Below are 24,501 nucleotides of genomic sequence, written 5' to 3'. Positions count from 1 at the left end.
TCCTTAACATAATTGCTTTTAAAAAGCTGGAATTATAATGTGTTTTGCTTAAAGCACGATTATTTTGGCATACGCATATTGCCCATCATACTCATAAGCTCCTGCATACCGCCCTTTTGTGAAAGTTTTTTAGCTAATTTTGCCGCTTGATCAAACTGCTTAATAATGCGATTTATATCGCTCACTTCCAAGCCACTGCCTTGGGCTATTCTCTTGCGTCTTGAGCCATTGAGTAAATCGGGATTCTCTCTTTCTTTTTTTGTCATAGAATTTACCATTGCACGGATATTTTTAATCTCATTTGATTTGTCTAAATCCACATCTTTTAACGCACTTGCCATTCCGCCAAGCCCGGGAATCATTGAGGCAATGGAACTCATTGAGCCTAGCTTTTTAACATTTTCAATTTGATTAATAAAATCTTCAAAGCCAAATTGCCCTTTTTTGATTTTTTTAGCTATGCTTTTAGCTTCATCTTGATTGATGACACTTGCGGTTTTTTCCGCTAATCCTGCAATATCCCCCGCTCCCATAAGACGAGAGATAATGCGTTCAGGCACAAACACATCAAAATCCGCTACTTTCTCTCCGCTTCCTATAAACTTCAGCGGAACGCCGATTTGATAGGCGATAGATAGGGCAATCCCGCCTTTGCTATCGCTATCAAATTTTGAAAGGATCACCCCATCAATGCCAATTTTTTCATTAAAATTTTGTGCGGAGCGGATTCCATCTTGTCCGCTTAGAGAATCGGCTACATACAGGCATTCTGTGGCGTTAATAGAATCTTTAATTTCTAAAAGCTCTTGCATTAAAGCTTCATCAATACTTAAGCGTCCCGCACTATCTATGATAACCACATCATAATGTGTGTTTGTTGCTTTTTGCTTGGCTTCCTTGGCTACTTGCACAGCATTTTCAGGCTTTGAGCTTTGATTTGGTGTGAAAATATCCACTTCAATACTTGCGGCTAATTGACTAAGCTGCTCAATGGCTGCGAGTCTATGCAAATCACACGCCACAAGCAAAACTTTCTTACCTTTTTGTTTAAGATAAAGGGCGAGTTTGGCACTTGAAGTTGTTTTACCGCTTCCTTGCAAACCCATCATCAAAATCACACTAGGCGGCGTTGGTGAGAAGCTAATCCCATAGCTTTTTTTGGATTTTAGAATCTCATTTAAAGATTCTTGAAGGGCATTCATAAAGCTTTGTTTGCCTATGCCATTGCTTTTGGTGCGTTGGCTCACTTCTTGGATAATCTGTTTTGTAGCTTTGTGATACACATCATTTTTTAATAAAGTCTTTTTCAGATCATCACACGCCCTTTGAAGCGATTTTTCATCATCAGCAAAGCGGATTTTGTTAATAATGCCTTTAAATGAGCTTGTGAGTGTGTCAAACACGATAACTCCTTTGTGAAAATAAAATGTAATAAAAGGCGGAATTCTACATAAAAATCACTTTTATTATGCTTGTATTTGCTTCAAACTTATATAGTTAAAGGTAATCCATGAAATAGCAAGGAATTGTAATGATAAATTTTGAACAATCTCTACGAGAGAATCAGCTCAAAATTACACCACAGCGACTCGCAATGCTTGATAGGATTCAAAAAAACGGGCATATGAGTGTAGAAGAGCTATATGAGCAGATTCGCTCTATTTTCCCATTTATCTCACTCGCTACGATTTATAAGAATATTCACGCACTTTGTGAAGCAAATATCTTGCGTGAGATTAAAGCTCCAAAAGATAAACAAAAGTATGAGCTAAGTAGCGATAGGCATTTGCACGTGTATTGTGAGATATGCGGCAAGCTTGAAGACATTAGGCTTGATACACAAGCTTTAGAAAAAGATTGCAGTCAAAATAGCGGATATAGTATTTGTGATATTTCCGCGGTGCTTATAGGCAAATGTCCAGAATGCAGAATCTGGCCTAAAAACAAAAGCTAACAAAATCTTAAAAATCCCACCATACCTCGCGTTTAGGTGGAGTGGTGAACTCATACACTTCGCCAAGCATAGGCACACTGATAGGGATATTTGCCCCATCGCATAAGGCAATGAGATTTTTGAGTGGCTCATTCCACGCGTGAGAGCCAGAGACAAAGCGTCCATAGTGAATGGGGATAATCATTTTTGCCTTTAAATCAACAGCGACTTGTAGCACCTCATTTGTAAAAGAGTGTGAAAATCGCCACGCTTCATTGTATTGCCCATTTTCTAAAATCGCTACATCAATTCTGCCAAACTTTTCTCCAATCTCCTTAAAATGCGTATAATAGCCCCCATCACCGCTTAAAAATATTTTTACTCCAGCCATTTCTAGCATATATGAACTCCAAAGTGTCCTGTCCCATTCTATTGTGCGTCCTGAGCTGTGTTGCGAGGGCGTAGAAGTGATAATAATGGAAGGAGCAAGTTTTAGGCTTTGCCACCATTGTAATTCTGTGATTTTTTGAGAATCCACACTCCAAAATCGTAGATGAGAGCCAACGCCAAGTGGCACGACAAATTGCTTTACCTTATCTTTTAAGGCAATGATGGTGGGATAGTCCAAATGATCATAATGATCGTGGGTAATCACAAGCACATCAATGCTATCAAAATCCTCCTTGCCCAAATGGATATGAGAAGTAAAAGCACGATTAATCCAAGAATAAGGCGAGGCGTAATTGCTAAACACAGGATCAACAAGAATCTTAAAGCCCTGCATTTCTAGCATAAATGAAGAATGTCCAAACCACACAATAGCAGGATTCTGTGTATGAAGTGTTTTGAGATTTGTTTTAACAAATGGCAATGGGTGTTTGGGTTTAGCATTTTTAGGCTTAAAAAGATAGAATCTTGCCACTTCCCACCACGCTGCGCGTTTAATGTGCTTCGTGCGTGGATTAAGATTTGTAAAATAGCCCTTTTTAATGCCATTTTTATCTTCTCTCCATTCAAAATTTGGCACTGAAGAAAATCTTTGCATTTCTTCAGTATCCGGGCTAGAGCCTTTTGCAAGATTTTTAGAATCTTGAGAAATTCCACAAGTGGCATAGCAGGTCATAATCACAAAAATTATGCAGATTCTTACATTTGACAGCAATGCGGTGCTTCCGTGCTGATGGGTAGTTTTAAATCTTTCCACGCGTTAAATCCACCAACAAGATAATAGACATTATTATACCCTAACTTCTTAGCCCACATAATCCCTATAACCGCACTTCCCATAGGCGAAAGTCCATACTCCCCACTATCATAAAATACGATTTTAGAATCCTTATCTTTTCCAAGCAGGGCTATAAACTCATCTTGTTTGCGAGAGAGAGAATCAGCCTCCCAATTCCACTCGCTGCCATTGTCATTTAAGCTTGGACTTAAAGCAAACTCAAAATGTTTAGCATTAGGGATAAGCCCTAGATTATACACGCCACGCGGCAGAGTAGCTATAATCGTATAAGATTCCATATCTTGTGCTAACTCATCAGGCAGGATAATGGTATAGCCATTTTGCCCCGCGCGTTGAAGAATAGCTGTCGCATCTTGGCTTAGCTTTTCATCTATACTCAGCGTTTGGAGTTTGTTTTGGGCTTCTTTAGCTTTATTTTCATCACCCTTTAGCTTGGCACTTTCAAGTGAGCTAACCACAGGCATAACCTCCACAAGCTGTGTGTAATAGCTGCTTTGCTTAGATTCTGTGGAATTAGAATCTGAATCTCCACAACCTATCAACGCTAGGCAACATACCGCTAAAATAGCGTTTTTCACTCTAAAAAATTTCATCTTACTCTCCTTTTTGTGATTTGTGTTTAGGATTGCGTGAGCGTTTTAAGCTCGTTTTGAATCTTAGCATACTTTTCTTGTGCGAGTTCAAGGGCTTGTGTATTTTGCTCTAGCACCGCTTTTGGGGCATTTTTGATAAAATTTTCATTGCCTAACATTCCTTGCAGTTTGACTATCTCTTTTTCAAGCTTTGCTTTTTGATTGTTTAAACGCGTGAGAATGGCACTTAAATCAATGCCTTGAAGATTTATATAGCTCTCACTCAAATCGCTGACATCGCACACACAGCCCATTTGTTTATCTTTAACGATTTGTAAGTTTGTAACCTTAGCAAGTTTTTCTACAAAAAGTTTAAGCATATTTTCATCTACACTTATATTAAGCTTAACAAATACTTGTTCCACATTTGCATTGCCAAGCTCAAGCATTGCTTTTAATCGGCGGATTGAAATAATCACATCTTCAATCACTTTAAAAGTTTGCTCTATGGCGGATAGCTCTTCACTCACATTCTCTGCCTTTGGATAAGGGGCTATCATAATAGAATCTGCGGATTCTATCTCACTGCCATTCAAGCTATGCCATAGCCAATCGGTAACAAAAGGCATATAAGGGTGCAAGAGTAGCAACGCAGTTTTAAAAATCGCTCCAAGCTCATAGACAGAATCTTTACTTGCCTTTGCAAGTTCAATCCCCCAATCGCAAAATTCCCCCCACAAAAAGCGATATAAAATACTCGCTCCATCATTGAAGCGATAAGATTCTAAAGCCTGACGCACTTCATTAATCGCCACTTGCAAACGCACAAACATATACTGACCAAGTGGAGTTTGTATCTCTATCTCACTAAGATTTTTAAAAGCTTTAAAGGTTTTATTTTGAATCTCATCTTGTTGGGAGGCATACAGTTTTAAAAACTGCGTGGCGTTGTAGAGTTTATTTATAAAATTTTTAGAAATCTCACAGCTTTGAGTGGAGAGCTTCACATCTCGCCCTTGAGCGCATAAAATCGCTAGAGTAAAACGCAAAGTATCCGCCCCATAAGTGCTTATCATCTCTAAAGGATCAATGACATTGCCCTTACTTTTACTCATTTTCTGCCCCTTTTCATCTCGCACCAATGCGTGAAGATAGACATCTTTAAAGGGCAGGGAGCCTAGCAAAGATTCGCCACTTAGAAGCATTCTAGCCACCCAGAAAAATAAAATATCAAAGCCTGTAATCAGCAAAGAATTAGGATAAAAATCGCTTAAATCAGAATCTGTGAAAAGGGCAGATTCAGCAGATTTGGCAGATTCTGTATTTTCATCATCTTTGCTTTCTTGTATGTTGCCCCAGCCAAGTGTGCTAAATGCCCAAAGCCCCGAGCTAAACCAAGTATCAAGCACATCTTCATCTTGCTTTGTGATGAGTGCATTGCATTTGGGGCAGGTGGGATTATCGCTCTCACACGCAATCTTTTCTCCGCATTCACAATACCACACGGGGATTCTATGCCCCCACCAAAGTTGGCGTGAAATACACCAATCTTTCAGCTCTCTCATCCACGCATTATAATTATTCAGCCATTGATTTGGGAAAAACTTTAGCCCTCCCGCATTGACTTTTTTAATAGCCTCTTGTGCGACTTCTTTTTTGACAAACCATTGCTTTGAGATGTAAGGCTCTACAATACTGCCACAGCGATAGCATTTGCCAACCTGATTTGTATAATCTTCAATCTTTTCAACAAAGCCAAGCGATTCTAGCTTTTTGACAATGCTCTCTCGTGCTTCTAGTCTTTCCTGCCCTTCAAACTCCCCAGTATAGGCATTTAAAATACCTTTTTCATCAAAAATGGTAATAGATTCTAAATTATGGCGTTTGCCTACCTCATAGTCATTGACATCGTGAGCGGGAGTTACTTTCACACAGCCCGTGCCAAACTCCATATCCACCGCTAAATCCGCAATAATGGGAATCTCCCTATTTAAAAGCGGCAAAATCACGCTTTTACCGATACAATCCTTGTATCGCTCATCGCTTGGATTTACCATCACCGCACTATCGCCAAAAAATGTCTCTGGACGCGTAGTAGCGACAATAAGGGCTTGTGTGCTATTCTTTATGGGATAGCGTAGATAGTAGAGTTTGCCAAGATTCTGCTCGTATTCCACTTCAATGTCAGATAACGCACCATCATTGACACACCAATTAATCATATAGTTATCCTGCACGATTAAGCCTTGATTGTACCACTGCACGAAAGCTTTTTTAACCGCATTTTGCAAGCCCTTATCCATTGTGAATCTTAGACGCGACCACGCCGGAGTGATGCCTAGATGACGCATTTGATTAAGGATTGCGCCCCCGCTTTGCTCTTTCCACTCCCACACTTTTTTAATAAAGGCTTCTCTACCTAAAGATTCTTTGCTTATGCCTTCTTGTGCGAGTTGTTTTTGAACGACATTTTGCGTGGCAATCCCTGCGTGATCAAGTCCGGGTTGATAGAGCGTTTTAAATCCGTCCATTCTTTTAAAACGCGTGATAATATCCTGCAATGTAAAAGTGAGTGCGTGTCCTATGTGTAAAACACCTGTAACATTAGGTGGGGGCATCATAATACAAAACTTTTCTCCATTTTGAATATGTTTGTTCCCATCAATTTCAAAATATCCCCGAGATTGACAAATATTATAGAATCTAGATTCTATATCTTTGGAATTGTAGCCCTTTTTTTCCTGTGTCGTATTCTCCATAAAATGCCTTTGTGGTATTTAATTTGCTTTAGGTGTATTATAATACCAAATTGCTAAAAACAAATGGAGGTAAAAATGACTTATGAGCTAAAGATGCCAATTTTGGGCTTTGATGATGTTACAAAGGTGGAGCTAGAGCAGATAGATGAGACTTTTAGCAAGCTCCACTCACTTGATGGAACGCGTCCTTTTGAAATCACGCTTGTAAATCCCTTTTCACTTTGCGAATACAACTTCACTATTCCAACCGCTGATGAAAAGCTCCTTGATTTAGATGAGACAAGGGGCGATAAGGTGCTTGTATTTTGTGTAGTGGTGGTGCAAAAGCCTATTGCAAACTCCATTGTGAATCTTATGGCACCTTTTGTGTTTAATCCAAGCAATGCTTCTTGTTTGCAGGTTACAACTTTGCCTGTGGCTGAATATCCGCAATTTAGCAAAGTCCAACCTTTAAAAGAGTTTTTATCTCCTGAGATTCTACAAACACTTAGCAAATAATGCCACTCTCCAACCTTAACGCCGAGCAGTTAGCCGCCGCTACTGCTCCAAGCGGACATAATCTTATTATCGCTTCGGCTGGGACGGGCAAGACTTCCACGATTGTGGGGCGTATAGCCTATCTTTTGCAGCAGGGCTTTAAGCCTAAAGATATTTTATTGCTTACCTTTACAAACAAAGCAAGTAGTGAGATGATTGAGCGAGTGGGGAAAATCTTTGGCTCTAGCCTTGCTAAAGAGATAGAATCTGGCACATTTCACGCCGTGGCGTATCGCTATTTGCGACAGATGAAAAATATCCATCTTAAACAGCCTAAAGAATTGCAAATGCTCTTTAAAAGTCTGTATGAAAAACGCGTTTTTAGCCAAGATTCCATTAAGCCCTATTCCGCACAGTATTTATATGAAATCTATTCGCTTTTTGTCAATGCTGCGTATAAAGGTGGCTTTGGGGCGTGGATAGTAGATAGGAATCCGCAGCAAGAGCCATATATTGCTATTTATGAAGATGTAATGGAAGAGTTCAAGGCATTAAAGCACACACATCATTATGCGGATTACAATGACTTGCTTTTATTGTATCGTGAATCTTTGCTAGAGCTTAGCTCACCGCCATTTATGGAAGTGCTATGCGATGAGTATCAAGACACTAATCCACTGCAAGATTCTATCCTTGATGCACTTAGACCCCAAAGTTTATTTTGCGTGGGGGATTATGACCAAAGCATTTATGCGTTTAATGGGGCGGATATTAGCATAATCAGCGGCTTTGGGGAAAAGTATGCAGATTCAAAAGTTTTTACTTTAAGCAAAAATTACCGCTCAAGTAAGCATATCCTTGAACTTGCTAATAAAGTGATAGAGAAAAATGAACGGGTATATCCCAAAAGGCTAGAAGTGATTAAACAAGGTGAGTTTGCCCCACCAAAGCTTGTGTGGTATGATGAGCTGTTTTTGCAGTATCAGGGCATTGCCAAACGCATAGCTTTAAGCAACATATCTTATGAAAATACCGCTATTATTTTTCGCAATAATTCAAGTGCCGATGGGATTGAGGCGAGTTTGCGAGAGCTAAATATCCCTTCAAAACGCAAGGGGAGTGTGAGCTTTTTTGACACAAAGGAAGTGAGCCTGATACTTGATATTTGCTCCCTTACGCATAATCCACGCGATATGATGGCACATATTCATACGCTGAGCTATGGCAAAGGCATAGGCAATAGCATTGCTAAGGATATTTATGAGGCGTTGTTTATCTTAGGTGAGGGGGATTGCCATAGGGGTATGTTTTCGCCAAAGAGTGATGTAAAAGCCTATCAGCAAAGGGCAAAAAATACACAGCTTGGACTTTTTGATGATTTTTTTGCTTTAGAATCTCAAGGTAGGTTTAATGAATATATTATAGGGGGCTTTGCTTCACACCCGCTTTTGCAACACCCAAAGATTCAAAAAGAGGGGGCGATATTTTTAAGTGATTTTTATGAAATGCTAGATTCTATAAGGCATATTAAAGAGCCAAAAAGGCTGATTGAGCGAATTGTAAATGCGAAGTTTTTTACTGACATTATGCAAAATCTAGCTAAAAATCGCTCTAAGACAAAAGAGGGCAGTATAGATTCTGCAAGGCTTGAGCAGGCTTTAGAATCTATCAAACGCAAATGCAGCCTTTTGCTTGATTTGGCAAAAAATCACAATGATTTGGGGAAGTTTTTAAACGCGATGATTCTAGGCTCAAGTGAAGCAAGTGAGGGTAGTGGGGTAAATCTATTAAGCATTCACGCAAGTAAGGGGCTAGAGTTTCAAAATGTGTATGTGGTGGATTTAATGGATGGGCGATTTCCAAATCGCAAACTCATAAGCAAGGGCGGAAGCATAGAAGAGGAGCGACGGCTCTTTTATGTAGCCATCACGCGTGCAAAAGAAAATCTTATATTATCCTTTGCTAAAAAGGATAATATGAAAAACATCGACTATGCCCCATCAATCTTTTTATACGAGGGCGAATTGTTAAGCAAAGATAGTGTGGTTTAAGCGATTAAAAGCATTTATCAATAAACGCTTTATGCTCTATGAGTTCCTGCTCTTTTTTAATCTCTTCTTGTGGGATAAGCTTAAAAGTTTCTTTGGCGTTTTTGCAGTCTTTAAGCTTGTAATATCCCCACGCTAGAGAATCTAAATACGCTGGGTTGCGAGGGGAGATTTCAAGGGCTTTTTTCACATACTCTACGCCCTCTTTGACATTCAGCTCATAATCAATCATCAAATAGCCCAAAAAATTAAACAAAAAGCCTAGCTCGGTATTTTGCGAGTTTTGCAAAGCACTATCAATCCGTTCATCTTTTGGCGTGTTTGTATCGGGCATTTGCATAAGGTTTATGGCATTTTTGAGATTTTGAGCAATATTTGCTATGGCTTTTTTATCTTTTTTATTGCTAGATTCAAAGGTATAAATCTGCTCTAAGGCTAGAAAATAGGGATTTTTATTTTCATCATAGGCATATTTTGCTTGTTTGGCAGCATTTTTATAATCTTGTTGTGCGATATAAAGCTCTAGGAGAATCTCTGGCTTAAAGGGGAATTGCGTGGCAATTTGCGAGGCTTGTTTGAATTTCTTTTGGTGGGCGTAAATAAGAATGAGATTTTGAGCATTTTCAATGTTGGGCTGGGCTTGAAAGGACTTTTCAAAAATATTTTCAATCTTAGCAATTTGATTAAATTTCCCATACACTTCAATGCTAAATTTACAAAAACTCCCAAAACAGCCATAATTTTCAATATGAGAGTTAAGGAGCTTCAAAGCCTTTTCTTGTTGAGACTGACTTAAATGCACAGCGACAATTTTTTGTAGCACATCTTGGGCTTTGCTCTCATTGTATGCAGATTCAAAGTGGATAAGGGCATTTTTAAAATCCCCTAATGTGGCATAAAGTGAGCCTAGAATATCATTAAGCAAGGCGGAATTTTCACTCTTAGCAATAATCTTTGCTTCCTGCAATGCTTCTTGCGTCATTCCTAGCTTAAGATAAGAATCTAAAAAAATCTTATGGATAACAAGATCTTTCTGCCCACCTTTTGCTACATACTCATTGGCAAAATCAAGCGTAGCGTGGGGATTATTCAGCGTTGAAGAAAGAATAATTGCCTCTTTAAAATATTCTAGTTTTTTAGTCTCTTCATACAGCACAAGATATAAATCCCTTGCTTTGTCAAATTGATTTTGTGCTTCATATTCAATAGCTTCAAATAAATAGCTATCCTCATCAAATGCCCCATAACAAGAGCCTATCATAATAAAACATAGGGCAAAAACACGCAAAATTTTCATACATATTCCTTTATTTTTATACCTTTGCATTCATTGCACAGAGTTTGTAAATCTTGCTTGTTTAGATTCTTATGAGCTTCCCAAAATGGGTAAGTGCGACATTGCTTTGGACGATAGGCATAAATGCTACATTGTTTAGAATCTGTATCAAAAAACACACAAGCTAAAGCATTTTGATAGGGCTTTTCAATAAAGGAAAATCTATAACCCACTTTTCTTACATAAGTTTTGGTAAAAGATTCAAAGCTAAATCCCAAAAAAGAGGCAATTTCTTGCATTTCTTTAATATCTACAAACACATAGCCCGAATCCCCCACACAGCACTTGCCTCCACAGCTTTCACAAGCGGAGTTTTCAAAGCTAAAGGGATAATCTTTATCGGTATTCATAGAAGCTTTTTGCATCGCTTTTGTAGATTCTATTAATGTATTCAACCTGCCCATCTTTCACGCATTCATTAAAAAAGCGTTTGCCTTGGTTGATTTGAGCGAGTATGAGCTGCTCCACACCCACAGCAGTGGCATAATTTACCCAATCATAGCGTAAATCACCACCTAGAAGCGAAGTGTATTCCACAAGTTTGGGATTTTGATTGTTAATCACATTAGCGACAAAGAGATTCTTGCGATCTTCTTTTTGGATAAGCAATAGAATCTGTGGGTGGAAGTTTGTTTGGACGGAGAGAAATTTATCAGGCTTATTTTTGGCAAGTCCCAGCTGTGAAGCCACAAGCCCCGTCCTTGCTGGAGGGGTATTAAAAAATACAACATTATTGGCAATTAGACGATCGTGTTTGCTTAATTTTTGCATAAAGGTTTTAGCAGATTCTGAATCTATTTCTTCTTCAAAGACAACGCGGTTGCTTTTGTTTTTTAAAATTCCACCAAGTGTTTTACCAATAAAGCTTTTATCGTTATAAGCGATGATATTTTTGCTCCCAGCAATAGAAAGCAAAAGCTCAATTTGTGCTTCATAATCAATTCCGCCAAAAATAAGATTTTTAGGCAAAGAGCCTATGTTGATTTGTTTTCTATTAATGGTAGGCACATAGGTGGGAAGACTTATATCAAGTGTGGCAAACTCTTGCGCTCCTTTTGGTGTGAGAATGGCAATGACAAAATCATAATTTTCTTTTGCGATGTTTTTGTAAGTGCTGTTAAGATTTGATCTGCTTTCATCGCCGCTATCAAAAATCTCAAACACAAAGTCATTGCCCCGCGTCATAAGGTAGGCTAAAATAGTATCAATGCTACTTGCAGAATAGCGTCCTATGATTTTTTTAGGCATTAAAAGAGCGAGTTTAATCTTCCCGCTGCCTTGCAGTGTCGGTGGCAACATTTGATCGGCAATGCCTAAGTCTCCAAGGACTGAAGAGAGCTTAGAGCGAAGATCGGTATTATCTATACTAGGGTCAAAAAAGGCAACAAAAGAGAAAAACTCTCCCTTAGCAAAGTAATTCAGTAAACAAGAGGTGCCACATTTTTCCGTGCTAATATTTAAAATCTCCTGTTGTGGCAAGGGCAGGGGTGAGATAATATAGCTTTTGGCAAAGGCGTGTATAGCTAAACTCACACTTAAGATTCCATACAAACATAAGGCAAAAATAGGCTTTAAGTAGATGTTCATAATTGTCCTTTCGCAATTAAAAAGTCATTATGTGCCTGTGCTTTAAGTGAGGGATTCCGCACAAGCTCATTGAGTGCATAAGTAACTAAAAATTTCCTGTTATTGTGCCATAAGATTCTACTATGTTCCAAATGACTGCCCAAAATATGCTCACTGACCACATCGCCTAAAAGCACACAGAGCTTTGGTGCAAGGCTTTGAAGCTGTGTGAGTACATAGGGCTTACAGCTAAGAAGCTCACTTTTTTCAAAATGTGGATTAAGCGAATCGCATTTAATGAGTGAAAGGATAGAGACTTGTGAAAGAGAGAGCTTGAAAACATTGCTAATGATGTTTTGTAACATTATCGCACTTTTATTTTGCACAAATGCTTGAGATTCACTTACAAGAGGGATTTCACTGATAAAGCACACACTTGCATTTTGATTTATAAGCCCGATATTTGGGGTTTTACAATGTTTAATGCGATTGCAAAGTGAGCAATTTTTGATAAGGGTGTTTATGTCTTGCCCTATGGGAGCGTTGGATTTTGGGGCAAAAAGAGCATTTGCATATTTTTCCCCACAAGCTTGGCGTTTGTAGAGTTGCTTTAATTGAAGAAGTTTTAGAATCTGTGCTTTCATATCGCTTACATATCCATACTTAAACCAACGGGGCAGTGATCGCTCCCAAAAATATGCGGATAAATCTTGGCATCTTTGAGATGAGATTCCAAAGAAGTAGAACATAAAAAGTAGTCAATCCGCCAACCGGTGTTATTTTCCCTTGCTTTTCCCATATAGCTCCACCAGCTATATGCCCCTTCAAGTGTGGGATAAAAATGGCGAAAAGTATCGATAAATCCAGATTCTAAAAGCTCACTCATTTTACCCCGCTCTTCATCGGTGAATCCTGCGTTTCTGCGGTTTGTCTTTGGATTTTTCAAATCAATTTCTTTATGAGCGACATTTAAATCCCCACAAATCACCACAGGCTTATGCTTTTTTAACTTTTTTACAAATGCCCTAAAGTCATCTTCCCACTCCATACGATACTCTAGCCGTTCCAACTCCCGCTTAGCATTAGGCGTATAGACATTGACAAGATAGAATCTCTCATATTCCGCCGTGATTATCCTACCTTCTTTATCGTGATGGCTAATCCCCATATCATAGGTTACTTGCAAAGGCTTAATCTTGCTAAGCACAACAACGCCAGAATACCCCTTTTTCTCCGCACTATTCCAATACTCACTATATCCTTGAAAGCTAAAATCACCCTGATCTTTTTGCATTTTAGATTCTTGGATACAAAAAATATCTGCATTCACTTCATTAAAAAAATCCATAAAGCCTTTATTCATACACGCACGCAGTCCATTAACATTCCACGAGATAAGTTTCATTATAGTCCTTATTTATAAAATAGTTATGTAGATTCTAAAGTATGGCGACCCTTGAAAGATTTGAACTTCCGTTGCCACCGAGAAAGGGTGGTATCCTTGGCCAACTAGATGAAAGGGTCGGCAGAAGTATAGCAAACTTTATTTAAGATTTTGCTAGGGGCTTTATGAGAGATGTGTTGAGTTTGCTTGATAGGCTAAAGGCTCATCTAGAATCTATCTTGCTTTATTTTATGTCCTATTTATATTCCACTGCATAAATATCCACCGCATTGCCTCCACCATATTTTGCTTTGCCTTGTGCGGTTACATAGACAAACTTTCCATCTTTGCTGACATCAAGCCCCACAGGAAATGAGTCTGCTTTGATTTGTAAAATCTGCTTCATACTTTTAGATTCTACTACGGCTACCATAGAGGCAGTGTTACACGCAACAAAGATATATTCTCCATCTGGGCTTAACTCTATCGTTCTAGCTCCAGCACCAACCTTTGCATTCTGCCAGTTTTTAAATATAGCCTGTTTTTTCTTAGCACTAAATTGACTAAAAGATTCTATAAAATCACTCATTTTTGCTTTTTGCACATAGCCATCTTTATTTACACTTAAATACAAATAGCCATTTTTAACAACAAGATGCCTCACATTTGGCATCATACCCAGCATACGCCCCAAATATGTGCCGCTCTCTAAATCAATAATGGCAATGCCCCCACCTCCGCCCATACAGCCCACAAGCAGATATTTGCCATCTTCGCTAAAAGCCATTCCACGCAACGCATAGCCACTGCCCGTATCCCTATCAACTGATTTATCTAAGGGATAATTAAGCGGCAAAACATAATCCACCACAAGTCGCTTTGTGTGCTTCCATTCCTTTGGATTCTCACTTGAAACATCAATTAACGCCACCGTATTATCTCCCCAATGTGAAATGGCCACACTCTTGCCATCAGGCGAAGTGGTAATCATTTTTGGCAATGCTCCTGTTTCCATAAGTCTAATAATAGCATTGCTTTGTGTGTCAATGATTGCCACAGCAGAAGGGTCTTGTGCGTTTATATCATAGGAGCGGCGATAATAAGGCACCCATAAATATTTGCCATTATGCGTAAAGGTTGATTCCACAGGCTTACCTGTGAAGTGATTATTTTTTGGATAATGTGTAAATTTATAGAATCCAGAATCTTCACTCCATAAAGAATCTTGGGCTTCTGTGATTTTATGACTGATAGTCGCAATTTTATTATTTGTCTTCGCATCAAATACGATAGTCGTAGCTCCTTCAAGTGAATTGACATAATATTTACTGCCATCAGTATGGATATTCACACTTTTTGGGGAATATATAGCACTCTCGCGTGTTTTTGCATCACCGCCGTAGTTCTGCTTTTTTGCGATAAGTGTGAGTGTGATTTTCTCATCTTGTGAAGTGGCGGTTGTGCCAATTTTTGGATGGATAACTTGAATATTCTGCGTAGGCTTGGCATATATATGTGATAAACACGCTAATAGGAACATAGCAGAGAAAATTACTTTTTGTATCCGCATATATTGAAAAAAAAAAATAAAAACATATTAAACACCTTTGATTGTGGAATCACGACTTGAAAATCAAGCTAAACGAGCAAATCAAAATTGTAGGGTGTAAAAATATATATTTAGTTAATACAGGATAGGCGAAATGCTGTAACTTTGTTTGGTTAGAATTTTAGCTCTCGTTATGCTTTTTTGGATTGTAAGATTATTTTAAGGAGCAAAGAAAATGCAGGAGTATCTACAAGGCTTTTTTGTCGCTTTTGGGCTGATTAGTGCTATTGGGGCACAAAATGCTTTTGTGATTAAATGTGCTATAAAAAAGCAATATACTTTTTTGGTGTGTGCTGTGTGCGTGGGCTGCGATGTGGTATTTATGAGTATTGGTGTGCTAGGCTTTGGCTCTTGGCTCTCTCAATCTGCTTTTTTAAGCAAGATTCTAGCCTTATGTGGGGCGATATTTTTATGCTACTATGGGTTTTTATCATTTAAATCCGCCCTGTACCCTAAAGCTCGGCTAGATTCCACGCAGGAGCAGAAAAGCATTCCGCACAAGGCTATTTTGCTTCAAACCCTTGCTATGACGCTTTTAAATCCCCATATGTATTTGGATACGATTGTCTTGCTTGGTAGTGTTGGTGTGAGTATGGAATCTCAACTTGATTTTTTATTAGGCTGTGTGAGTGCCTCTGCGGCGTGGTTTGCCCTGCTTGGCTTTGGGGCAAATGCGCTGTCGCCTTATTTTACTTCGCCAAAAGCCTTTGTTTGGCTTGATGTATGCGTGGGCTGTGTGATGTTTGGTATAGCTTTTAGTCTTTTGCTATGGGTGCTAGGGCATTGATATGATCAAGAATCTCCCTTGCCCCATTTGGCTTAATCTTACTCATCACTTGACTTGATTTTTGCTCTAGAATCTCGCCTTGTAAAGATTCTATAAAGCCTAGCACAGATTCTATATTAATCTCATTTTCGCGTATCACAAAGCCTAAGCCCTCACCAGTAAAGCTTTTAGCATTAAAATATTGATGATCTTTTGCTGCAAAAGGATAAGGCACAAATATGCCGATAAGCCCATTTGCCGCCATTTCCCACAGGCTTGAAGCACCGGAGCGCGCAATGCAAATATCTGCTTGTTGAAGACGCGTTACAAGATTCTTATCAAAAGCAAATAAATCAACTTTATGTAAGATTCCAAGATTCTCATATTCTTGCTTCACTCGTTCAAAGTCTCGCTCTCCGCATTGATGAGCGACATTTATGCCTTTTTGTAAAAGCAAGGGAGTAAGCTTTAAGGCAAAGTCATTAATGCCCTTTGCTCCTTGAGAGCCACCTAGAAAAAGGATATTTTTACACTCCTGCCTTATGCGAGAAGTGGTAAAAAACTCATCTCTTACAGGATATGAAGTGTGAATAAAGTTTTTAGAATTTGAGCTAAAACTACCAAAAACGGCTTTAGCAAAGGGGGTAAGAATCTCATTAAGTTTGCCTTTAATGGCATTTTGCTCGTGGATAAAAAGGGGGATTCTAGCTAGAATCGCCCCCATACTCGCCCCACCTGCACTAAATCCACCCACACTGATAATATGTGCAACCTTATGGGCTTTGAGAATTTTCCTAGCTTCCAAAGTGGCTTGAAACTGCTTCCATAAGGCTTTAAGTTTATTGAAACCGCTTTTATTCACTACGCCGCTAGATTCTAAAAAATAACATTGCATGAAAAGATCACTCTTTTCAAACCACGCTTTATCTTGCCCTAAGGTTGAGCCTATGTAAATAGCTTTAAGATTCTGGGTTTTCAGTTCTTGTGCTAATGCTTTGGCAATGGCTAGATGTCCGCCTGTCCCTCCACCTGTGATTGCAAACATATCTTTCCTTTAAGTGAAATTCTAAGAGTGTCAAATTGTAGTGAAAAATATCAAATAAGGCATTAAGTTAAATTCCTATACAATCCCAAATTTTATCTCTCACAAAACAAAAAAGGCAGAAAATGGAAAAGATTATCACACGCTTTGCACCTTCACCTACGGGCTATTTACACATCGGTGGGCTACGCACAGCATTATTTAATTATCTTTACGCAAGGGCAAATGGCGGGAAGTTTTTGCTCCGCATTGAAGATACGGATTTAGCCAGAAACTCACTTGATGCGACAAAGGCGATTATTGAAGCATTTGAGTGGGTGGGGCTAGAATATGATGGCGAGGTGGTGTATCAAAGCAAACGATTTGATTTGTATAAGGAATATATAAAAAAGCTTTTAGATGAGGGCAAGGCGTATTATTGTTATATGAGTAAGGAGGAGCTAGATTTGCTTAGAGCAGAGCAAGAGAAAAATAAGCAAACGCCAAGATATGATAATCGCTATCGTGATTTTACAGGCACACCACCAGATGGCGTAAAGCCTGTGGTGAGAATCAAAGCTCCGCTTGAAGGGAGTGTGAGCTTTAAAGATGGTGTGAAGGGTGAAATTAACATTCAAGCAAAGGAGTTAGATGATTTTATCATAGCACGAAGCGATGGCACACCTACTTATAATTTTGTGGTGGCGGTTGATGATGCACTTATGGGGGTAAGTGATGTCATACGCGGTGATGATCATTTGAGCAACACGCCTAAGCAGATTATTGTGTATGAAGCGTTGGGTTTTAAAATACCCAGATTCTATCATGTGCCGATGATTTTAAATCCACAAGGCAGGAAGCTAAGCAAACGCGATGGGGCAATGGGTGTAATGGACTATAAGCAAATGGGCTACTTGCCTGAAGCGATTTTAAACTTCCTTGTGCGGCTCGGCTGGAGCTATGGGGATAAGGAGATTTTCTCCCTTAAAGAAATGTTAGAGCTTTTTAATCCAAATGACTTAAACAGCTCTCCTAGTGCATATAATGAGACAAAGTTTTTATGGCTTAATCAGCATTATTTGAAGCAAACTTCAAATGAGAATCTTGAATCGTTGCTATTAGATTTTGGGGTAAAAATCCTTGAATCTCACAAGCGAGATGTGCTTTATAACGCACTAAAAGATAGGTGTAATACGCTTATTAGCTTTGCTCAAGGCTTTGAAGAAGTGATGAATGCTCCAAGTGCGTATGATGAAAAGATGTATGCCAAGCTTGATAGGGCGGCTATTGCGGCTTTGGGGGCGTTTTGCGATGAGTTGAGTGGGGCAAAATGGGAGATTCAAAATCTTGATGAGCTGTTACATAGTTTTGCTGAAAAAAATGGTATAAAAATAGGCAAGTTTATGCTGACTTTGCGTTGTGCCCTACTAGGTAAAAGTGGAGGCATTGGCGTGTGCGAGGCATTGTTTGTTTTGGGATTAGAAGAGAGTTTGGCAAGATTTAGGGCATTTATGGCATTTGCAGGGTAGATAGGGGGCTAGATTCAAAAAAAGGTTAATCCTTGTTTTGACACATTGGCAGAAAAGTTAGATAATGGCGGATTTATTTCGCTTAAAAAGGAATACACAATGAAAATCAGTGCGAGAAATCAGCTTAAGGGCAAGGTCGTTTCTATTCAAAAAGGCAGTGTAAATGCGATTGTAGAGATTGATATAGGTGGGGGGAATGTGATAACTTCTACCATTTCTTTAGAATCTTTACAAGCATTGCAGCTTGAAGTAGGCAAGGAAGCCTATGCGATTATCAAGGCCACATCGGTTATGGTGGGTGTGGAGTAAGAATGCTCCATAGATATATTTTTATTAGCCTGTGTGCGTTTGAGTTTGCTTTTGGCGGGTGGTTTGTAGAATCTTGGAGTTTGGAAGATCCCCCTACGCTAGAGCAGAGTTTAAAGGCTTTGCTAGAAGTAGATTGCAAAAAAGTAGAATTGCTTAAAGGGATAACGCCAAAGTCTCACTATAAAGGCGGTGAAGCAGTGAAAGAATGCGAGATTGAGCAAAAACTGCTTAGGGTGATTATTGAAGATGATGTGCAGGGCTATCAAAAAATGCTTGATAATAATCAGTGGAGCAGGTATTTTTTATTCTACACAACCCAAGCTCCACGGCTTGAAATCACACCGCTTATGGTGTCAATCGTGTTTGATTCATATAATGTCTTTGAGCTTATTTTGGCAGAATCTGGCAGGGTTGATTTGCTTACAAAAGATAAGCCAAGATTTAATATTAATCGTATGATGTTGGATCACTACTCTTCGCTTGGAGCATTTCAGTTACAAGATAGAATCTTTGATGTCAATGGCGTTTCGGCACTTGATTTAGCCGCGATGTATCATCGCTATGGCATGTTTTGGGAGATTCTAAAAAAAGGGGCGGAGTATAATAACCGCAAACATCCAAACAGTAATGGTATTGTAGCTTTTGGGGATTCTCATATTTTGGAGCTTATGCTGTATTTTGATGAGAGTTTTTTGCGTGATTTTGGTGGAGGGAATATGCTACACTTTGTCGCACGCGATGGCAATATGGAGCTTTTGGAATATTTGATTAAAGAAAAACAAATCCCTATAGATTCACTGAAAGCTGGTGAAACGCCCCTTGATGCAGCACTCAATGCTAAGAATTTTCAAAAAAAGCCTCAAATTGAGATCGCAAAAAAACTCATTGAGCTAGGTGCAACGCCAAGTGAAGCCAATGAGAGACGACTAAAAAGGCTACTACAAAAAGAGCAATAAGGGCAGGATTCTATTAGGATTGTTAAGACACTAGGGTTGCGTAAAATCTTACGTGAAATCTTGTGTAATGCTTGCTCCTACAACACAAGATTTAAGAATGGTTGGTTTTTTGATACAAAGGCTAAGTTTTTGGATATTGCTGTGTTGTGTCTTTAGAATCTTAGCCATATCAAGTAAGGCTACTTCTAAAAGCCCATAGGCATTGTTTTGCAAAGATGTGGTGATGAGATTGCAAATCCCTACATAGTCTAAAAATGTGTCTGTGTAGGCGTAGGTAATTTCCGCATTTATCTCAATAGGTTGGGGAGCGTGGCGTTCCTGCTCTAAGATTCCAATAATGGCTTGAATGCGGACATTTTCAATGTGGAGTGTGATATTTGCACTCACAGTACTCTGCTTTCTTTACCGCTAAAAAGTCGCTTGATATTAGGGATATGTGTATAGAGAATGAAAAGCCCTATAAGCACCACAGGCGTGTGTGTGTCAATCTGTGCGATAATAGATATAGAATCTGGCAAAGGCACAACATAAGGAATAACAAATGTAAGAATAATCCCGCTTAAAACGCCAACAAGTGATGAGATAGACGAGATTTTAAAGACTTTGCCTACAATGCCCCACACAATCAGCCCACAAATCCCCTCCACTGGGATAAGGAGTAAAACAGAGCCAATGGCAGTTGCTACGCCTTTACCGCCTTTGAATCCTAAATAAGGGCTATAACAATGCCCTAAAATCGCCAAAAGTGCGATAAGCCACTGGGCTGAAAAGCCTAGTCCAAGCATTTTAGCAAACGCTACGACAATCAAGCCCTTTGTTGCATCAAGGATAATGGTAAGAATAGAAAACATTTTTGCTTTGCGTTCATCAATCTCTTTTACCGCACGATATACATTTGTAGCACCAATGCTCCCTGATCCTATTTGGCGAATATCTCGCTTGTAGATAAGCTTCACAAGGAGCCAACCAAATGGTATGCCACCAAAGAGAAAGGCAATAATGTAAAAAATCACATTGATATTTGAAAGCGTGTATAAAATATCTGTCATAACATTCCTTTTTTGCGATATTACTGCGTGATGAGCTGAATCTTTGCTTGAGCAAGGGAGCTAAACTCATCATCATAGAAATAGACATTCTCTAGCCCCTCTTGCACAAGCTCTGTGCCTAAAATACTTGCCGTATGCCCAGAGTAGCACACAAGCACACATTTTTTATCTTTATTTTTTTTGATATGTGCATACACATCATAGGGATTATTAAGCTGTAAAGAACCCTTAATATGGCAGAGTGCATAGTCCTCTGGATAGCGAATGTCAATAATGCAATAGTTTTCATCTAAGTCTTTGGCATAGAGTGGCGTGGCAAGGCTCATATTATTTTTGCCTTTGAGTTCCCCTTTGAAATCCATAGTGTATAGTCCTTTGTGTAATTTTTGGCATTGTATCTTAAGTTAGTTAAAATCTCTTAAAAGGGGAAGTGAGTTTGTGTGAGTTTGTATTGACTTTGGGGATTAAGAAAAGTTTTTGGTATTTCTCATATTCATTTTTTTGGAGATTCTATAAGTTTATAGAATCTCGCTTGATAAGCCCACTAGTGTTCTATGGCTTAGAGAGAAGTGTGTCGCTTTGGTCTGCTTCTTTTGCCTTGTTTTGGGACTTTTCTTTTGTGGCTACTTTTGAATCTTTGCTAGATTTTGGTTTAGCCATTTTGGATTCTGCTTTAGATTCTTGTTTTGCAATCTCTTGTTTTTTTGTAGCATTTTTTTGGGCTTTTTTCTCTTTCTTTTCCGCTTCTTTGGCTTCTTTTAGCTCTTTGAGCTGTTTTTGAATCTCTTTTGCAGGGTCAAGATGAGTGCTTTGATATTGCGAATAAGTCCATACAATGCTAGGATCTGGCAAAAGACATACGGCAGTTTGATCCTTGCCTTCATAATCAATTTTGCTTAGAATATCTCGTGCGATATTGAGCCTTGCACGTTTTTTATCATTTGTATTGACAATTGTCCAAGGGCAAATGTGTGTGTGTGTGCGTGCGAACATCTTTTCAAATGCTTCTGTGTATTGCTCCCACAAATCAAGCGATTTACCATCAATTGGGCTAAGCTTCCACATTCTTAAAGGATCTGTTTTTCGGCGTAAGATTCTGCGTTTTTGTTCATCTCTGCCTACATCAAGGAAATATTTAAAAATCATTGTTCCACTTGAGATAAGCATTTGTTCAAGGTTAGCAACCTGTACAATAAACTCTTTGTATTGCTCTTGGGTGCAGAAATTCATCACTTTTTCAACACCCGCTCGGTTATACCAACTCCTATCGTAAAAGACAATCTCCCCACCGCTTGGCAATGTGCTGATGTATCGCTTAAAATACCACTCTGTCTTTTCTGTTTCAGTAGGCTTATTTAGGGCAACTACACGGCAACCGCGTGGATTCATATGGCTTGTTAGAGCCTTGATTGTTCCACCTTTACCTGCTGCATCGCGTCCTTCCATAATAATGATGACTTTTTGCTTTGTGGCTTTCACCCAGTTTTGAAGCTTTAAAAGCTCAATTTGAAGTTTTGTTAGCTCTTCAAGATAAAAATCCTCTTTCATACGCCCATTTTTTGCTTTGTAGATATCTTGGACATTCCTTTCGCTCTCTGGTCGAATGACGATTTGTCGTTCTTGCTTTGCCATAACCCACTCCTTGTGTTAAAATTTATGTTATTATAATGTATTGTTTTTTGATAAAAATCAAGTCGTAAGCAGAGATTTGTTTCAAGGAGTTACAAAATGAAGCCAAAAAGCGTTACAGATTCCATAATTTTACATAGTAATTTGGCGCAAAAAGCCCTTATTTTGCTATCTCAAAAGGGGCTTAAAGTGGGCATAGCTGAAAGCTGCACGGGCGGATTGTTGAGTTATCATTTCACTTCTCTTGCTGGAGCTTCTAATGTGCTTGATGGTGCGATGATAAGCTATGCTAATGAGATTAAAGCTTCTTGGCTTAGCGTGGATAGGAGAGATTTAGAGCGATTTGGTGCTGTAAGTGAGCAGGTAGTTAGGGGAATGTGTGAAGGGATATTGCAACAGACACGAGCTGATGTGGCAATGGCTACAAGCGGCATTGCAGGACCAAGTGGCGGGAGTAGTCAAAAGCCTGTGGGGAGTGTGTTTATAGGTGTGCAGCTTAAGGGCGAGAGTGTGCATATTGCGTATTGTCATTTTGGTGGGGATAGACTATCCGTGCAGTCTCAAAGTTGTGCTAAAGCACTTGAAATGTTGATAATGGCATTAGACTCTTGACAAATTGAGTTAAACTCACTATAATTTCGCTCTTTTGTGTCTAAGGCAATGGGGCAATGGCAATGTTATGCTTGAGATACAATGTTGAAGGGCAGATGACCCGTTAGCTCAGCTGGTAGAGCAATTCCCTTTTAAGGAATGGGCCGTTGGTTCGAATCCAACACGGGTCACCACCAAGGATAAAAGTGGCCCCTTCATCTAACGGTTAGGATACCACCCTTTCACGGTGGCTACAGGGGTTCGAATCCCCTAGGGGTCACCACTTTTATTTTTGCTTATCTCATTTGGTCGCTTAGCTCAGTTGGTAGAGCGCCACCCTTACAAGGTGGATGTCACAAGTTCGAGCCTTGTAGCGACCACCACTTAATATTTTTTTGCTAAGCGATATTCTATGGAGCGGTAGTTCAGCTGGTTAGAATACCTGCCTGTCACGCAGGGGGTCGCGGGTTCGAGCCCCGTCCGCTCCGCCACCTTTAAGTCTCATTTCTCATTTTAATTCTTCTCTTTGTTACACACTTCTAAAACGAGTTATCAAGCTTGTCGTGTTTTAGAATCTTTTCCTTATCTCATTACAATGATTTCGTATTTATATAAAAATAATCTTTAAATGTCCTGTTGCGTATGGGATTGTAAGTGACAGAATCTCAAGTCTATGATTCACATTAAAATAAATTATTTAGAATATCTAATTAAAAAAATTTATAAAACTTTATATAAATATACTAAACTTTGCTATTTTTTAGCAATATATTTATTTATTTGCTAATTTATTTACTTTTTTTATGTTACAATGCCACCCGTTTCATTAGAAACCTGAAACAAACTTAGCAAACAATACAATACATTGCGAGTTTTCAAACAAATTGCAAAGTATGTCTAAACGGAATGAGAGGAAGTGATGAGCAAAAAAGATTTACTGCTTTGCCGTGTTATCGTTGAGTATTTGCAGCATAAAGAGCCTATTGGCTCTGAATCGCTCAAAACCTTAATGAATACAAAAATCTCATCTGCAACTATACGCAATTATTTTAAGGCATTGAGCGATGAGGGGCTATTGTTTCAGTCGCATATCAGTGGAGGGCGTATCCCTACGCTTAGTGCTTTGAAAGCGTATTGGTATAGGCATATTGATGCAATATCTACCATAGAGGCAGATTCTATGGAATGTATTCAAAAGGCATGTTTGGCTTGTGACATATTTTGTGTTTTAAGCGTAGAGCAAAGCAATAAGTTTGTATCTGTGTCTCATATAGACAATAAGCTTTTGCTTGATTTTGAGCATATCGGTATCACTCTGCCTTTTAGCAGTGCTTTGGAAAGATTCTTAGGCGAGTTAAAGGGGCTAGATGTGATAGATATGAGAAAAATTGCTTATCAAGTTCGTGCGACAGCCTTGCTTGATGTGTTGCAATGTGTGCAGAGTCGCAACTTGCGATTTTTTGGCGTTGGTGCATTGGCAGAAGTTTGCAAGGACGATGATGGCAGATTCCATCATATCATTAGCGGAGATATGTTTGATACGCTAGAGAATGGTATGTATTGTGAGGAGGTGTTGCCTAGCGGATATTTAGCCATTATGCAAGAGATAAGGCTAAAGTCCTGCCTTGATAAAAAAGGAATGGATAAAAAAGCAAGAATGCTCTGTATTGGGGCGTTAGATAGAGACTTTACGCAATTTTATTCGTGTATTCAATCTTAAA

24 protein-coding genes and 5 tRNA genes are annotated in these 24,501 nt (G+C 39.0%); 13 read left to right on the top strand and 16 right to left on the bottom strand.

Going from position 1 to position 24,501, the window contains the following annotated elements:
- Positions 1-59 precede the first annotated feature (59 nt).
- Positions 60-1,403 (bottom strand): signal recognition particle protein, encoded by a 1,344-nt coding sequence (gene ffh, locus HCCG_RS09690; protein ID WP_002957350.1) that lies wholly within the window; start codon positions 1,401-1,403, stop codon positions 60-62.
- A 128-nt stretch (positions 1,404-1,531) separates the two neighbouring features.
- Between ffh and HCCG_RS09685 the strand changes: the two genes are divergently transcribed.
- Positions 1,532-1,954, top strand: a complete 423-nt coding sequence (locus tag HCCG_RS09685) for a Fur family transcriptional regulator (RefSeq protein ID WP_002957349.1) — start codon at positions 1,532-1,534, stop codon at positions 1,952-1,954.
- Positions 1,955-1,961: 7 nt separating this feature from the next.
- On the opposite strand, the gene HCCG_RS09680 is transcribed toward HCCG_RS09685, so the two are convergent.
- The 3 genes from HCCG_RS09680 to HCCG_RS09670 are packed head-to-tail and all read right to left on the bottom strand — an operon-like array spanning position 1,962 to position 6,510.
- Positions 1,962-3,137 carry an MBL fold metallo-hydrolase gene (locus HCCG_RS09680; RefSeq protein WP_230197939.1) on the bottom strand — a complete coding sequence of 392 codons (1,176 nt, stop codon included), beginning with the start codon at positions 3,135-3,137 and terminating at the stop codon, positions 1,962-1,964.
- Positions 3,080-3,772: a rhodanese-like domain-containing protein gene (locus tag HCCG_RS09675; protein WP_015453228.1), complete on the bottom strand. Its 693-nt coding sequence runs from the start codon at positions 3,770-3,772 to the stop codon at positions 3,080-3,082. The genes HCCG_RS09680 and HCCG_RS09675 overlap by 58 nt, the downstream gene beginning before the upstream one ends.
- Positions 3,773-3,798: 26 nt before the next feature.
- The gene (locus HCCG_RS09670) at positions 3,799-6,510 is read right to left on the bottom strand and encodes a valine--tRNA ligase (RefSeq protein ID WP_002957346.1); all 2,712 of its coding nucleotides are present in this window, start codon (positions 6,508-6,510) and stop codon (positions 3,799-3,801) included.
- 75 nt (positions 6,511-6,585) lie between these two features.
- Here HCCG_RS09670 and fliW point away from each other — a divergent pair, with 75 nt between their 5' ends.
- Both fliW and HCCG_RS09660 read left to right on the top strand, forming a co-directional pair.
- Positions 6,586-7,008, top strand: a complete 423-nt coding sequence (gene fliW / locus HCCG_RS09665; protein ID WP_002957345.1) for a flagellar assembly protein FliW — start codon at positions 6,586-6,588, stop codon at positions 7,006-7,008.
- The gene (locus tag HCCG_RS09660) at positions 7,008-9,038 is read left to right on the top strand and encodes an ATP-dependent helicase (protein WP_002957344.1); all 2,031 of its coding nucleotides are present in this window, start codon (positions 7,008-7,010) and stop codon (positions 9,036-9,038) included. The genes fliW and HCCG_RS09660 overlap by 1 nt, the downstream gene beginning before the upstream one ends.
- Before the next feature lie 4 nt (positions 9,039-9,042).
- Here the strand turns inward: HCCG_RS09660 and HCCG_RS09655 are convergent, their stop codons facing one another.
- The 7 genes from HCCG_RS09655 to HCCG_RS09625 all read right to left on the bottom strand — a co-directional run bounded on the left by HCCG_RS09655 (position 9,043) and on the right by HCCG_RS09625 (position 14,861).
- Positions 9,043-10,332: a tetratricopeptide repeat protein gene (locus HCCG_RS09655; RefSeq protein ID WP_002957343.1), complete on the bottom strand. Its 1,290-nt coding sequence runs from the start codon at positions 10,330-10,332 to the stop codon at positions 9,043-9,045.
- Positions 10,329-10,721 (bottom strand): YkgJ family cysteine cluster protein, encoded by a 393-nt coding sequence (locus HCCG_RS09650; RefSeq protein ID WP_002957342.1) that lies wholly within the window; start codon positions 10,719-10,721, stop codon positions 10,329-10,331. Before HCCG_RS09650 ends, HCCG_RS09655 begins: the two co-directional genes overlap by 4 nt.
- Entirely contained in the window at positions 10,708-11,958 is a 1,251-nt protein-coding gene (locus HCCG_RS09645) for a hypothetical protein (protein ID WP_002957341.1), read from the bottom strand. The genes HCCG_RS09650 and HCCG_RS09645 overlap by 14 nt, the downstream gene beginning before the upstream one ends.
- Entirely contained in the window at positions 11,955-12,581 is a 627-nt protein-coding gene (locus HCCG_RS09640) for a uracil-DNA glycosylase family protein (RefSeq protein WP_002957340.1), read from the bottom strand. Before HCCG_RS09640 ends, HCCG_RS09645 begins: the two co-directional genes overlap by 4 nt.
- Before the next feature lie 5 nt (positions 12,582-12,586).
- Entirely contained in the window at positions 12,587-13,342 is a 756-nt protein-coding gene (locus tag HCCG_RS09635; RefSeq protein WP_002957339.1) for an exodeoxyribonuclease III, read from the bottom strand.
- 42 nt (positions 13,343-13,384) lie between these two features.
- Positions 13,385-13,461 (bottom strand) — tRNA-Glu (locus HCCG_RS09630).
- A 116-nt stretch (positions 13,462-13,577) separates the two neighbouring features.
- The gene (locus HCCG_RS09625; RefSeq protein ID WP_014667503.1) at positions 13,578-14,861 is read right to left on the bottom strand and encodes a YncE family protein; all 1,284 of its coding nucleotides are present in this window, start codon (positions 14,859-14,861) and stop codon (positions 13,578-13,580) included.
- A gap of 244 nt (positions 14,862-15,105) precedes the next feature.
- Between HCCG_RS09625 and HCCG_RS09620 the strand changes: the two genes are divergently transcribed.
- Positions 15,106-15,717: a LysE/ArgO family amino acid transporter gene (locus HCCG_RS09620; protein WP_002957337.1), complete on the top strand. Its 612-nt coding sequence runs from the start codon at positions 15,106-15,108 to the stop codon at positions 15,715-15,717.
- On the opposite strand, the gene murG is transcribed toward HCCG_RS09620, so the two are convergent.
- Entirely contained in the window at positions 15,686-16,741 is a 1,056-nt protein-coding gene (gene murG / locus HCCG_RS09615; protein ID WP_002957336.1) for an undecaprenyldiphospho-muramoylpentapeptide beta-N-acetylglucosaminyltransferase, read from the bottom strand. The genes HCCG_RS09620 and murG overlap by 32 nt on opposite strands.
- Positions 16,742-16,863: 122 nt before the next feature.
- On the opposite strand from murG, the gene gltX reads away from it, so the two are divergent.
- The 3 genes from gltX (at position 16,864) to HCCG_RS09600 (ending at position 19,511) form a co-directional block, all read left to right on the top strand.
- Positions 16,864-18,246, top strand: coding sequence for a glutamate--tRNA ligase (gene gltX / locus HCCG_RS09610; RefSeq protein ID WP_002957335.1), 1,383 nt, complete (start codon positions 16,864-16,866; stop codon positions 18,244-18,246).
- A gap of 99 nt (positions 18,247-18,345) precedes the next feature.
- Positions 18,346-18,555 (top strand): TOBE domain-containing protein, encoded by a 210-nt coding sequence (locus HCCG_RS09605; RefSeq protein WP_002957334.1) that lies wholly within the window; start codon positions 18,346-18,348, stop codon positions 18,553-18,555.
- Between the two features lie 2 nt (positions 18,556-18,557).
- On the top strand, positions 18,558-19,511 hold the full coding sequence (locus HCCG_RS09600; RefSeq protein WP_002957333.1) for an ankyrin repeat domain-containing protein: 954 nt from the start codon (positions 18,558-18,560) through the stop codon (positions 19,509-19,511).
- A gap of 48 nt (positions 19,512-19,559) precedes the next feature.
- On the opposite strand, the gene HCCG_RS09595 is transcribed toward HCCG_RS09600, so the two are convergent.
- From HCCG_RS09595 to ppk2, 4 genes are all read right to left on the bottom strand, one after another.
- On the bottom strand, positions 19,560-19,898 hold the full coding sequence (locus HCCG_RS09595) for a dihydroneopterin aldolase (protein WP_002957332.1): 339 nt from the start codon (positions 19,896-19,898) through the stop codon (positions 19,560-19,562).
- Positions 19,895-20,560: a glycerol-3-phosphate 1-O-acyltransferase PlsY gene (gene plsY / locus HCCG_RS09590; protein ID WP_002957331.1), complete on the bottom strand. Its 666-nt coding sequence runs from the start codon at positions 20,558-20,560 to the stop codon at positions 19,895-19,897. The genes HCCG_RS09595 and plsY overlap by 4 nt, the downstream gene beginning before the upstream one ends.
- 20 nt (positions 20,561-20,580) lie before the next feature.
- On the bottom strand, positions 20,581-20,922 hold the full coding sequence (locus tag HCCG_RS09585; protein ID WP_002957330.1) for a rhodanese-like domain-containing protein: 342 nt from the start codon (positions 20,920-20,922) through the stop codon (positions 20,581-20,583).
- 190 nt (positions 20,923-21,112) lie between these two features.
- The gene (gene ppk2, locus HCCG_RS09580) at positions 21,113-22,192 is read right to left on the bottom strand and encodes a polyphosphate kinase 2 (protein WP_002957329.1); all 1,080 of its coding nucleotides are present in this window, start codon (positions 22,190-22,192) and stop codon (positions 21,113-21,115) included.
- A gap of 96 nt (positions 22,193-22,288) precedes the next feature.
- Between ppk2 and HCCG_RS09575 the strand changes: the two genes are divergently transcribed.
- From HCCG_RS09575 to HCCG_RS09550, 6 genes are all read left to right on the top strand, one after another.
- A complete protein-coding gene (locus tag HCCG_RS09575) occupies positions 22,289-22,801 on the top strand; it encodes a CinA family protein (protein ID WP_002957328.1) in 513 nt (170 codons plus the stop codon).
- 97 nt (positions 22,802-22,898) lie between these two features.
- Positions 22,899-22,974: transfer RNA gene (locus HCCG_RS09570), tRNA-Lys, on the top strand.
- Positions 22,975-22,988: 14 nt separating this feature from the next.
- Positions 22,989-23,063 (top strand) — tRNA-Glu (locus HCCG_RS09565).
- 24 nt (positions 23,064-23,087) lie between these two features.
- Positions 23,088-23,163 (top strand) — tRNA-Val (locus HCCG_RS09560).
- Positions 23,164-23,194: 31 nt separating this feature from the next.
- A tRNA-Asp gene (locus tag HCCG_RS09555) sits at positions 23,195-23,271 on the top strand.
- Between the two features lie 428 nt (positions 23,272-23,699).
- Complete coding sequence (locus HCCG_RS09550) at positions 23,700-24,500, top strand: HrcA family transcriptional regulator (RefSeq protein WP_002957327.1); 801 nt, start codon at positions 23,700-23,702, stop codon at positions 24,498-24,500.
- The last annotated feature ends 1 nt before the right edge of the window (position 24,501 follow it).

The organism is Helicobacter cinaedi CCUG 18818 = ATCC BAA-847 (genome assembly GCF_000155475.1).
GTDB lineage: Bacteria > Campylobacterota > Campylobacteria > Campylobacterales > Helicobacteraceae > Helicobacter_C > Helicobacter_C cinaedi.
The sequence above is the reverse complement of the archived record's forward strand: the minus strand, read 5'-3'. Positions and strand labels throughout refer to the sequence as shown.